This window comes from Aestuariibaculum suncheonense (assembly GCF_014596935.1).
GTDB lineage: Bacteria > Bacteroidota > Bacteroidia > Flavobacteriales > Flavobacteriaceae > Aestuariibaculum > Aestuariibaculum suncheonense.
In genome coordinates this window covers 176,869-189,257 of sequence record NZ_JACVXC010000001.1, presented here as the reverse complement: position 1 = coordinate 189,257, position 12,389 = coordinate 176,869, and the positions used below count along the sequence as shown (strand labels likewise).

Sequence of the window (12,389 nt, the reverse complement as noted above, 5' to 3'; positions counted from 1 at the left end):
ACGTCATTTCTGTTAGTCCTAACTCAAAAAATACGTTCGTGATGTTAAACTTTAATGAAAATATTCTTTTTAAAAAGGTAAGTCCCTAAACCAACGTAAATTAAAACGATAACCAAAGCATAACACAACGAGGAGAGTTTAGCTACTAAACCATCGAAACTAAAAAACGTATTATACAACCAGGAATGCACATTAGCATCTGCCCCTACAGGAATTAAATAAAAACTCTTGGCTATAAATTCTGAAAGAAAATAAATGGTTATCGCATTCATGCCAACCTGCTTAAATACTGCCCCAAAATGCCATTGTTTCACATCGACAATATAATAAATAACAGCCAAGATAACTGTACCATAACCTGCAGTAACCAGCACAAAGCTGCTACTCCAAAGCGCTTTATTTATTGGGAAATACGCATTCCAGAAATAACCTAATGTCAGTAGAATAACCCCTGTTAGGAATAAAATTTTCGTTTTGCTTTTAAGCGGCGTATCAAGCAGCTTCCCTACCAAAACCCCTAAAATACAGGTTGCAATAGCCGATACCGTTCCTAACACACCTTCGGGATCATAATCGGGTTGCCACATATGTGTTCCTAAAATCTGTAAATCGATATAATTCGACCAGTTATTAGAGGCTCTATCAAATGTAGGTGCCATACCATTTGGCAAGGGTACAAAACCCAACAACAACCAATACCCTAAAAGAATAGTTACAGCGACACCTAAAAGCATTTTCCAGTTACAGTTTAAATACAACACCGCAGTTACAAAAAACACAATTCCTATACGTTGCAAAACCCCCATAAACCGGATATGTTCCCAATCTTGAACAAAAGGAAATAACGGCGTAAACGCCTTAAGCACTAAGCCTAAACCTATTAATTTAAGGCTACGCAGCCCTAACTTCTTATACGTTGATGCATTTGGTTGTTTGCTCTTATATGCATAAAAAATAGAAATCCCAACTATAAAAAGAAAAAACGGAAAAATAAGATCGGTTGGGGTTAAACCATGCCATTCGGCATGAGACAAGGGTGCATAAATGTGCGACCAGTCACCGGGATTATTCACTAAAATCATACCGACAATGGTTATACCACGTAATATATCGACCGATTGAATTCTCTGATTTACATTCATGTTGCTACTAATTAATTTTCGGTATCTTCTGTTGTATTCAGTATGCGTTCTTTAGTTATTTTCACATAATTTCTTCCGATAGGAATTTTTCGATTTGAAATTTCAATCATATTACCTTCAACCGAATTTACTTTGTTTATAGAAATTGTATAAGATCTATGAACCCTTAAAAAGTTAGATTGTGGTAATTCTTCTGAAATGGCCGTTAAAGATTTATGCACAACATAATCGCCCAGTGTAGTAATGACTTTGATATAATCTTTTAAACTTTCAATATAAAGAATATCATTCAGGTTTACCTTCACCAGTTTTTTACCCACCTTTAAAAAGAGATGTGGTTCCTGCTGAAAGCCTATATCGGTCGATGTGCTATTTAGATATACCTGCTGATAGACTTTATTAATTGTCTTTAAAAACCGATTAAACGGAATAGGTTTCACCAAATAATCTAAAACATCGAGTTCAAAAGATTTTACGGCGTACTCTCTATAAGCCGTGGTTATAACCACATGCGGTTTATAACTCAGGTTTTCGATAAAAGCAAACCCATTAAGCTGTGGCATATTGATGTCGAGAAAAACCACATCGATTTTTTCCTGTTCTAATACACCATAAGCCTTTAACGGATTGGTAAACGTGCCTACGATTTCAACATGATCGAAGTTCTTTAAATGATCTTCTATCACCTCAATAGCCAGTGCTTCATCGTCAATAATTACGCATTTAATTTTCATCGAATAGGTATTTTTAAATACAAGTTATACACATTGTCTTCAACAGTGGTTTTAAACTCGTAATCACTGTTAAACAATAGGCTTAACCTGCGTTTGGTATTGGCAATTCCAATACCTTGTTGGTTGTTTATATTAGATTTGGCATTAAATGTATTCGACAATTTAAATTCTAAATAGTCTTTATTAAGTACTTCAAAACTCATGTTTACCCTTACGTTTTCACAACCTTTTAATCCATGTTTGAAACAATTCTCGATGAACGTCAAAAACAGTAAGGGAGGTACCGTAACATCTTCAATGTCGCCAATAATATCCATTTCACATTCTACACGCTCATTAAAACGCAGACGTTCCACATCAATATAGGTATTAATGTGATTAATTTCTTCTAGCAAATCGGCTTTAGAGCTATTCACTTCGTACAGCACATATTGCATAAGGTCTGATATTTTAATTACCATTTGCGGGGCACTATCAGACTTCTTTAACGTTAATGCATACAAATTGTTTAAGGTATTAAAAAAGAAATGCGGCTGTATCTGAGTTCGTAAATATTTTAATTCGGTACTTAATTGAAGCTTGGCCAATTTCTCATTCCGGCGCTTTTCCAGACTCCAATCGATGACTAGTTTTATCGCCGATACAAAACCAATCACATAAAGCTCACCTAAAACAACCGCGATGATATGATTAAGCTGCATAAACTCCCCCGTACCACCGGCTTCGGGCCAGATGTCTTTGGTAACCAACACATAATTCAAACCGGTTCTAACTAAATACACAATAGCCAACATAAAAACCAGACTTAGCACATAGGTTAAATACCTTCGTTTTAGTATGAGTCGAGGAATTAAGTAGTAAATATTAATATAAACCACAATGATGTGAATAGGGAATTCTACAAGGTTAGACTTGATAGAATACCAGTAATCGTTAAAGTAACTTCCCCACCTTACGACATTAAACATGAAGTAAACAAACCAAAAAAGGACATGATATTTAGGGGAAATGGTATTCTTTATCTTAAAGTTAAACAAGGTTCTTGGTTTAAATTATTATTAAAAAATCGACGAAAGGCTTACACTATCTAAAGCAATTTTAAGAATATAATAATTAATTAACAATAATTTGATTAAGAGTTTGTATTCACAAAATCACTTATCGATAATTATCTGTCTTCTATGTGTAAAATGATGTAGTTCAGATATTTTTTTTTAAAACAATTTTTATAATAAATAACATTGATAGCAAATAACAAGACTAAACAATTCAAATTATGAAGTATTACTTAAAAACGACACTCTTGTTTTCCTTCTTATTCTTCAGCATACAGCTATTTGCTCAGGAAAAGGAAATTAAAGGAATTGTTACCTCGAAAGCGGACGGTATGCCTATTGCCGGAGGTAACGTAATTATTCAAGGCACAACGAAAGGTACACTTACCGATTTTGATGGAAACTACACCATTATGGCAAAAGCAGGCGATGTGTTAACATTTTCTTTTTTAGGAATGACCACAGAGAAAATAACTGTTGCCGATTCTAACACAATCAATGTTCAGCTTGCTGAAGACAACGAACAACTTGCAGAAGTTGTTGTAACCGCATTAGGGATTAAAAAAGAGAAAAAGGCCCTGACCTATTCTGCTCAAGAAGTGGGTGGTGAAGAGCTGACTCGTGTTAAGCAAACCAACCCTATTAACAGTTTATCTGGTAAATCTGCCGGAGTTACCATTGCCAGAAGTTCATCTGGTTTAGGTGGAGCGACCAAAGTGGTTTTAAGGGGTAATGCCTCTACAACTTACAACGATCCGCTTTACGTAATTGACGGTATTCCCGTATTAAACAGTGGTAACGGCGCTAACGGAAATGAACCTGGTACCGATATTTTTGGTAGCCAGACAGGTAACCGAGACGGAGGTGACGCAATGTCCTTAATCAATCCTGATGATATCGAAAGTATGACGGTATTAAAAGGAGCTTCAGCATCGGCACTTTACGGAAGCCAGGGTGCTAACGGGGTGATTTTAATTACGACTAAAAAAGGTAAAGAAGGAGCTTTATCGGTAAACATCAACTCCAGTTTTACAGCTGATAATGTAATGTCTTTACCTAAACTACAATCAGAATACCAAAGCAATTCTGTTGGACAGGCAATTGCTGAAAACGGAAATATCACTGATCCTAAATCTTGGGGAGCAAAAACATCTGGATTAAGTAATGATGCAAAATCATTCTTTAATACAGGATTTACTTCAATTAACGCTTTATCGTTAACTGCGGGTAACCAAAAGGCACAAACATACTTATCATATGCTAATACGATTGGTGAAGGGGTTATTCCTGAAAACCGATTGACAAGAAACAATATCACTTTAAGAGAAACGGCTAAATTTTTAAATGATAAAATAGACGTATCGGCAAGCGTTAACTTATCAGATCAACGTATCTGGAACCGTCCTACAAATGGATTATATGCCAACCCGTTAACTGGTCATTACCTAAACCCTGTGGGTATTGACAGAAATATTTACAAAAACAAATTTGAATATTTCAACACCTCTCTAAACCAAATGGATCAGTATGCCACGTCGTTCGATGAAAACATCCAACAAAACCCATATTGGTTAGCTTACAGAACCCCAAGTAAAGATATTGCACAACGCGTTTTAATTAACGCTTCGCTTAAATATCAAATTACCGATGCATTCTCTTTACAATCTAGAGCAAGTTATGACAAATCATTCTTTTCCTACGAGAAAAAACAATACGCAGGAACAGACCCTGTAAACTCTGGTGATAACGGAAGATACATTCTAGAAAAAACCGAAAACAACCAACAATATGTGGATTTCATTGCTAACTATAACAAAGATTTTGGAGATGATTTTTCTTTTACAGGATTATTAGGGACCAGTTTAACAAAATACACTATTGGGGATAAAATTCTTTTAGATTCTGGTCGTGATGGTGTTGGACTTAAATATCCTAACTACTTTACTATTGCAAACTTTGCTACAACAAACAATATTGCTCAAAGTGTTGGAAGAAAAGAAATGCAGTCGGTATTTGCTTCTGTAAACTTCGGTTATAAAAACTTATTATTTTTAGATGTAACCGGAAGAAACGACTGGTCCTCAACATTAGCTCTTACAGACAGTTACTCATTCTTCTACCCTTCTGTTGGTTTAACTGGTATTATCAGTGATATGGTAACGCTTCCTAAAGCTATTTCTTTTGCCAAAGCAAGAGTATCGTATGCTGAAGTAGGAACCGATATCCCTAACTACGCTACTATCCCACTATACCAGATTAGTGCAACATCTTCTAATATTCTTAAACCATCTGTTGGCCCTAAAGAAGGGGAAACTTTAAAACCTCAGCTACAACAATCGTTAGAGTTTGGTACCGAGTGGCGTTTCTTTGGTAATCGCTTAGGATTCGATTTCACCTACTACGATACGAAAACCACAAACCAGATTTTCTACATTCAAGCAGAACCAAATCCTTATGGATATTCTCAAAACATTGTTAATGCTGGTGAAATTACCAATAAAGGTTTCGAGATTGTGCTTAACGGAAAACCTGTAGCTGGAGAAAACTTTAACTGGGATACAGCATTTAACTTTGCTCAAAACGACAATAAAGTAGTATCTGTTCACCCAGCGTTACAAAATGGCGATGCGATTATTACAGCTCGTGGTGTAAACGGCTATGAGTACTCATTAATAGAAGGAGAAGACTTTGGTAGTATTAAAGCGCGTTCTTTAGTTAGAGATGAAAACGGAACTCCTGTCATCAACGATTCTGGAGCTTTAATGTCTACGGATTTTGAAACTGTAGCTCATGCACAACCAGATTTTACTTTAGGATGGAATAATAACTTTACGATAGGTAACTTCAATTTCAATTTCTTAATCGACGGGAAATTTGGAGGTGATGTTATGAGTGTTACTGAAGCTGTAAATGACTACTATGGTGTATCTCAAGCTACTACCGATGCCAGAAATGCTAACGGTGGTATGATTAATGTGGTTGACGAAGCAGGAAATGCTTCTCAAATTACAGCACAAGAATACTACAATGCCATTGGTGGTAGAGCTGGTATGTTAGGTGAATATGTTTACGATGCGACTAACGTAAGCTTAAGAGAACTTTCTATAGGTTATAAATTAATCTTGGGTCAGAGCAAATTTATAGACAACATCAATTTCTCATTAATAGCTAACAACTTGTTCTTCTTCTACAAAGATGCTCCTTTCGATCCAAATATTGCAGCAAGTACCGGTTTAGGATTACAAGGTGTAGATATTTATAACCAGCCTTCTACAAGAAGCGTAGGGTTAAACATTAACATAAATTTCTAAGACAAATGAAAAATATATTAAAATATACTCTGGCTTCGGTTGTAGCCATAAGCTTAACAAATTGTACTGACCACTTTGAAGACTTAAATACCGATCCTTACGGTGAAGAGTTGATTGGAGGGTTAACACAACAAAACAATCATATCGGTTCTAATTTTGCTCCAATGTTCTCAAATGTGATTCGCGTAGAACCAGCATGGAACTACCAATTACAACAAAACCTGAATGCCGATATCTTTTCCGGTTATATGACAGCTCCAACGCCATTTGCTGGTAACATTAACAATCAAACTTATGCTTTGGTAAACGGCTGGAATGGCTTTATCTGGGCTGATGCTTACGATTCTCAAAATGGTAACGGAGTTATGCCTTACGCCAGAGATATTTCACAAATGGTTGAGTTAACAGGCGATCCTTCCGGAGAGAAATTCGTTTTCTTAGGAAACATTATTAAAGTCATGGCTATGCATCGAATTTCTGATGTATTCGGACCAATCAGATATTCAAAGTTCAACGATTTTGCTACAACTGGCGAATACGATTCTCAGGAAACGGCTTATAAAACCTTCTTTGCTGAATTAGGGGAAGCCATCGACGGTCTCGAAGCTTATGAAGGCGATGCACAATTCATCCCTTTCGATCAATCGTCTTTAGGTGGTGATATTTCCAAATGGCGCATGTTCGCTAACTCATTACGTTTGCGTTTAGCGATTCGTGTTTCTAAAGTTGATGCGACTTTAGCAAAAGCTGAAGGAGAAAAATCTTTATCAAGCAGTGCTGGATTGATGGAAACAGAAAACATGTTAGTTGATATGGGCGGATTCGTTCACCCTGTTTATACCATCAGTAATGTTTGGGGAGATATCTGTATGAGTGCTGAAATGGAATCTATTTTAAAAGGATTTAATGATGGTCGAATTGAAAAATTCTTCAATGCTCCTGCTGATGCCTCTTTAGGAGATTACAAGGGGATTCGTCAAGGGATAGAAATTGAAGCCAAATCGCAATACGGTAGCCACTCAACCATTGGTCAGGTGGTAGAAGGCACTGATAAAATCTGGATGACAGCTGCCGAAATTTATTTTTTGAAAGCAGAAGCCGCTTTACGTGGATGGGCAGGCGCAGGCGATGCAAAAACAAATTACGAAATGGGTGTTAAAGCCTCATTTTCTCAATTTGGAGTTGGCGGTGTAGATGCTTATTTAGCCGATAGCACAAGTACACCGGCAGACTTCGTTGATTCATTAAATACTGATAACGACTACGCGTATCCAAGTGATGTTACCATTGCATTTAACGACGCTGGAACTAACGAAGAAAAACTGGAGCAAATAATCACTCAAAAGTGGATTGCCATGTTCCCTGATGGGCAAGAAGCATGGAGTGAGTTCAGACGAACAGGCTATCCAAAAGTATTCCCGGTTGTCATAAATAACAGTGGTGGTACGATAGATACCGATATTCAAATTCGTAGAATCAATTTTGTTGATGTCGAAAAAAACACCAATGGTGCGAACGTCGACGCTGCTGTAGGAATGTTAAGTGGTCCTGATAACGGCGGCACAAGACTTTGGTGGGATACCGGTGCTGCCAATTTCTAAAACTTACATATACACACATATATTTTTTGGTTTAGTTTAGGTTAGGGCGTTCTTATTCGAATTTGCTCTTCACAAGCAAGCAGAACTCGGTTCTGCTTGCTTTTAAAATCACATAAACATGAAAGTAGAGATTACTGATTATAAAAGCATAGCCTACCGAGAGGCTGGAAAGTTTGAAGAAACACGCTTCGAAAAAATACACAATGTAATTTTCGAATCTTCTCTTGAAGCTTCAACTATTGTTGCCCAAGAAATTGCAACCTTAATTCGGGATAAACAATCGCAAGGATTGCCTTGTATTCTTGGTTTAGCCACTGGATCTTCTCCCGTAAAAGTGTATGAAGAATTGGTTCGAATGCACAAAGAAGAAGGCTTAAGCTTTTCAAATGTGGTTACCTTTAATCTGGATGAGTATTATCCAATGGATAAAAACAATATTCAGAGTTATTACTACTTTATGCATGAACATCTGTTCAATCATATCGACATCCTTTCTGAAAACATCAATATTCCTGATGGCAAAGTACCTACCGACGAACTGTATCAATTCTGTATTGATTATGAAATGAAAATTAAATTCTATGGCGGATTAGATTTTCAACTTTTAGGAATCGGACGTACAGGCCATATTGGTTTTAATGAACCCGGATCGCACCTCAACTCCGGAACACGAAGCATCACTTTAGATCATATTACTCGAGTAGACGCAGCCTCTGCTTTTTTAGGAATCGATAATGTCCCACGTAAAGCGATTACTATGGGTATTGGAACCATTAAAAGTGCGAAACGCATTGTTTTATTAGCCTGGGGAAACAACAAAGCTGAAATTATTCAGCAAGCCATTGAAGGCGAAATAACTCCAAATATTCCTGCAACCTATTTACAGGAACACCATAACACCACTTTTGTTTTAGATCATGAAGCAGCTTTAGAACTAACTCGTGTAAAAACCCCTTGGTTAGTGACCTCTTGCTTATGGACCAACACTTTAAAATTAAAAGCCGTGGTTTGGCTTAGCGAATTGCTGAATAAACCTATTTTAAAACTAACTGATAAAGATTATAACGATAATGGCATGTCCGGTTTATTAACCGAAGAAGGCACGGCCTACGATTTAAACATTAAAATGTTTAATCAACTTCAACATACAATTACAGGATGGCCCGGAGGAAAACCTAATGCCGATGATACGTACCGTCCTGAACGCGCCACACCAGAAAAAAAGCGCATCATCATTTTTAGCCCACACCCCGACGACGATGTCATTTCTATGGGTGGTACTTTCGATCGCCTTGTGGAGCAAGGTCACGACGTACATGTGGCATATCAGACTTCTGGAAACATTGCTGTTTCGGATGAAGAGACTTTAAAATTTGCTGAAATTGCTAGTCTTTTTGAACCGAATGCAGAAATAGATAAAATCATTTCTTACCTGAAAACAAAAAGAGAAAGTGATATCGATTGCTTGGAAGTACGAAACTTAAAAGGAAAAATACGTCGAGGTGAATCTCTTGGCGCTACGCGATATTTAGGCTTAAAAGATGACAATGTTCACTTTTTAGACCTTCCGTTTTACGAAACCGGAACCATTAAAAAAGGGCATTTAACTTCAGCTGATATCAGTATCATGTGTAACCTGATTGAAAGCATAAAACCGCATCAAATATATGCTGCCGGCGATTTAGCCGATCCGCATGGTACACACCGTGTGTGTTTAAATGCCTTATTTATGGCATTAGATGAATTAAAAACCGAACCTTATATGAACAATTGCTGGGTTTGGCTCTATCGTGGTGCATGGCATGAATGGGAATCCTACGAAATAGACATGGCGATTCCTATGAGTCCCGATCAGGTGCTTAAAAAACGTCATGCTATTTTCTATCACCAATCGCAAAAGGACGGTGTGATGTTTCAAGGTGACGATTCAAGAGAATTCTGGGTTCGCGCTGAAGATCGCAATCGCCTGACCGCAAAAAAATACAATGATTTAGGCTTAGCTGAATATGCCGCTATCGAAGCCTTTAAACGCTACCATTTTTAAAATAACTATGAATAGATTACTTGCCATACTTTGCCTTGCCGCATTAAATTGTTTTGGACAATCCGATTTAAAAACAGACTTCAATCTAATGCCCTGGCCAAAATCGATACAGGAAAACAATCAACGTTTCATTATCAATGAAAACCTAACGGTTTCCATTGACGGAGAAGACCCAAAACGGCTTCAACATGCGGTAACATCTTTTTTAAGACGACTATCCAACCGAAGTGGAGTGTTTTTAAGTCATGGTTTTGCAGTTCCCTTAAGCGATGAAGAACAGGCACCTATTCAAATTTCATATCAAAAATCTGCTGAGTTAATCATTGAAGACGACGAGTCTTACCAATTAGATGTAGAGTCTAATAAAGTAAGACTTGTTGCCCATACAGATGTTGGGGCTATTCGTGGGCTGGAAACCCTTTTACAATTACTAACGAATAACGATTCTGAATACTATCTACCCGGTGTTTCCATCTCCGATGCCCCCCGTTTTGTTTGGCGTGGTTTAATGATTGACGTCTCAAGACATTTCCATCCAATCGACGTGATAAAACGTAATCTGGATGCTATGGCTTCAGTTAAAATGAATGTATTTCACTGGCATCTAACCGACGACCAAGGTTTTAGAATCGAATCAAAAACCTATCCTAAATTACACAAACTAGCCTCAGACGGATTATATTACACACAAGAACAAATCAAAGAAATTGTAGAGTATGCGTCTATTCTTGGCATACGGGTGATTCCGGAATTTGATGTTCCTGGTCACGCTACAGCCATTTTAACCGCCTATCCTGAACTTGGAAGCAAACCCAGAGCTACTTATAAAATTGAACGCTTTTCTGGGGTATTCGACCCGACTTTAGACCCAACAAATGAAGCTGTTTATGTGTTTTTAGAAAATCTGTTTACTGAAATCGCACCTCTTTTTCCTGATAGTTATTTTCATATTGGCGGTGACGAAAACGAAGGTAAACACTGGGATGCTAATGAAGATATTCAAAAGTTTAAAAGAGAACATAATCTTGCTACCAATCACGATTTACAAACGTACTTCAATATTCGATTAGAACAAATTCTGAATAAACTAGATAAAAAACTGGTGGGTTGGGATGAAATCATGACACCAAACATACCTAAAACGGCAATCATTCATTCGTGGAGAGGGGAACATGAAGGCTTACCTAAAGGAGGAACACTAATTGAGGCAGCAAAAAAAGGCTATAACACAATTTTATCTAACGGGTTTTACATAGACCGCATGGAATCGGTGGTAAAACATTACCTAACCGAACCTATTGGGAATATTGAATTAACGCCTGAAGAACGCAAACGCATTTTAGGTGGCGAAGTAACCATGTGGAGCGAATTGGTAACCCCATTAACGATTGACTCCAGAATCTGGCCACGAACCGCTGCCATAGCAGAACGCTTATGGTCACCAAAAGAAGTTACCGATATTGACAATATGCTTAAACGCTTAGAAGTTATCAATTACAGACTGGAAGAGGTTGGCATTACCCATATTAGAAACAAAAATGTGATTTTAAGAAATCTAAGCAACAATCAGGATATTTCGGCTTTGGAAGTCTTATCCAACGTTTGTGAACCGCTTAAAATTTACAGCCGAAATGAAGGTGGCACAGAATATAAAACCTTCTCCCCTTTCACCTTATTCGCCGATGCCTGTAATGTAGATGCTAAGGATGCTTTGAAATTTAAACAGGTCGTTAAAAATTACACCATATCACTTTCCGAAGAACACAAATCGGATGTTATCTCTCTATTAGAAACTTGGGCAAAAAATCATAAAGCTTTTCAAAAAATGGATAAAAACCCTAAGCTAGCGCTTCTGGAATCATTATCCTATAATCTATCGGAGGTTTCTAAATTCTTATTGAAAAGTATTCAAAATGAAAAGATATCGAAGAAAGACATGCAAAACTTCAAAACTCAATTGGAAACTTTAAAACAGCCTTTTGCCGATGTAGAATTGGTTATTGCAAACGATATGGAAAACTTATTTGAAGCCTTAAAATAACTTGCCATTTTCAATAATGGTAAATCCTGTTCGCTTATAATCGACCTTTTTGCCATTAGCACAAAATTGATATCTGCCTTTAGATTTTTGCTCTGAGGCAGATAATAAAATAACCTCTTCTACTGCACAGTTATAGTCCTTTGCTACTTTAGCCTTAACATCATCAATAGTCGCTCTACCTTTCTTTAACTGCGACTGAATTTTACCATTTAGCTTAGGTTCTTCATAATCGGATCCTAGATTGCATGCATCGTCTGACTTTGCTACCGCATGATTAATATCTATTTTATTTCCCTCTTTAGGAACGGCATCAATATATTCCCAGGTATAATCAGCTTTTAGCAACACTCTGCGACCGTCTTCCGTTTTAACAATGTAATTATTTTGAGCAAAAGTAGCAGACGTGATAAAAAATAATAAAAGAAAAACTATTGATTTCATAAGATATTTTAGATTGAATA

General features: G+C 37.1%; 8 protein-coding genes. 4 read left to right on the top strand and 4 right to left on the bottom strand.

Features of this window, described 5'->3' with window-relative positions:
- Positions 1 to 44: 44 nt before the first annotated feature.
- Genes ICJ84_RS00810 through ICJ84_RS00800 form a run of 3 tightly spaced genes read right to left on the bottom strand, consistent with a single transcriptional unit; the run spans position 45 to position 2,913 of the window.
- On the bottom strand, positions 45 to 1,142 hold the full coding sequence (locus ICJ84_RS00810) for an acyltransferase family protein (protein ID WP_188214460.1): 1,098 nt from the start codon (positions 1,140 to 1,142) through the stop codon (positions 45 to 47).
- Between the two features lie 11 nt (positions 1,143 to 1,153).
- A complete protein-coding gene (locus ICJ84_RS00805; RefSeq protein WP_188214459.1) occupies positions 1,154 to 1,876 on the bottom strand; it encodes a LytR/AlgR family response regulator transcription factor in 723 nt (240 codons plus the stop codon).
- Positions 1,873 to 2,913 carry a sensor histidine kinase gene (locus tag ICJ84_RS00800; protein ID WP_241748655.1) on the bottom strand — a complete coding sequence of 347 codons (1,041 nt, stop codon included), beginning with the start codon at positions 2,911 to 2,913 and terminating at the stop codon, positions 1,873 to 1,875. Before ICJ84_RS00800 ends, ICJ84_RS00805 begins: the two co-directional genes overlap by 4 nt.
- A 239-nt stretch (positions 2,914 to 3,152) precedes the next feature.
- On the opposite strand from ICJ84_RS00800, the gene ICJ84_RS00795 reads away from it, so the two are divergent.
- From ICJ84_RS00795 to ICJ84_RS00780, 4 genes are all read left to right on the top strand, one after another.
- Positions 3,153 to 6,242, top strand: a complete 3,090-nt coding sequence (locus ICJ84_RS00795; RefSeq protein WP_188214458.1) for a SusC/RagA family TonB-linked outer membrane protein — start codon at positions 3,153 to 3,155, stop codon at positions 6,240 to 6,242.
- A gap of 5 nt (positions 6,243 to 6,247) precedes the next feature.
- Positions 6,248 to 7,843 carry a RagB/SusD family nutrient uptake outer membrane protein gene (locus ICJ84_RS00790; RefSeq protein ID WP_188214457.1) on the top strand — a complete coding sequence of 532 codons (1,596 nt, stop codon included), beginning with the start codon at positions 6,248 to 6,250 and terminating at the stop codon, positions 7,841 to 7,843.
- Positions 7,844 to 7,961: 118 nt separating this feature from the next.
- A complete protein-coding gene (nagB, locus tag ICJ84_RS00785) occupies positions 7,962 to 9,887 on the top strand; it encodes a glucosamine-6-phosphate deaminase (protein WP_188214456.1) in 1,926 nt (641 codons plus the stop codon).
- A 7-nt stretch (positions 9,888 to 9,894) separates the two neighbouring features.
- The gene (locus ICJ84_RS00780) at positions 9,895 to 11,928 is read left to right on the top strand and encodes a beta-N-acetylhexosaminidase (protein WP_241748654.1); all 2,034 of its coding nucleotides are present in this window, start codon (positions 9,895 to 9,897) and stop codon (positions 11,926 to 11,928) included.
- On the opposite strand, the gene ICJ84_RS00775 is transcribed toward ICJ84_RS00780, so the two are convergent.
- The gene (locus ICJ84_RS00775; protein ID WP_188214455.1) at positions 11,920 to 12,369 is read right to left on the bottom strand and encodes a DUF3157 family protein; all 450 of its coding nucleotides are present in this window, start codon (positions 12,367 to 12,369) and stop codon (positions 11,920 to 11,922) included. The genes ICJ84_RS00780 and ICJ84_RS00775 overlap by 9 nt on opposite strands.
- Positions 12,370 to 12,389: the final 20 nt, after the last annotated feature.

Coding starts and splice junctions, on each gene's coding strand:
- ICJ84_RS00810 (WP_188214460.1), bottom strand. CDS start 1,142: ATGAATGTAAATCAGAGAATTCAATCGGTCGATATATTACGTGGTATA.
- ICJ84_RS00805 (WP_188214459.1), bottom strand. CDS start 1,876: ATGAAAATTAAATGCGTAATTATTGACGATGAAGCACTGGCTATTGAG.
- ICJ84_RS00795 (WP_188214458.1), top strand. CDS start 3,153: ATGAAGTATTACTTAAAAACGACACTCTTGTTTTCCTTCTTATTCTTC.
- ICJ84_RS00790 (WP_188214457.1), top strand. CDS start 6,248: ATGAAAAATATATTAAAATATACTCTGGCTTCGGTTGTAGCCATAAGC.
- nagB (WP_188214456.1), top strand. CDS start 7,962: ATGAAAGTAGAGATTACTGATTATAAAAGCATAGCCTACCGAGAGGCT.
- ICJ84_RS00780 (WP_241748654.1), top strand. CDS start 9,895: ATGAATAGATTACTTGCCATACTTTGCCTTGCCGCATTAAATTGTTTT.
- ICJ84_RS00775 (WP_188214455.1), bottom strand. CDS start 12,369: ATGAAATCAATAGTTTTTCTTTTATTATTTTTTATCACGTCTGCTACT.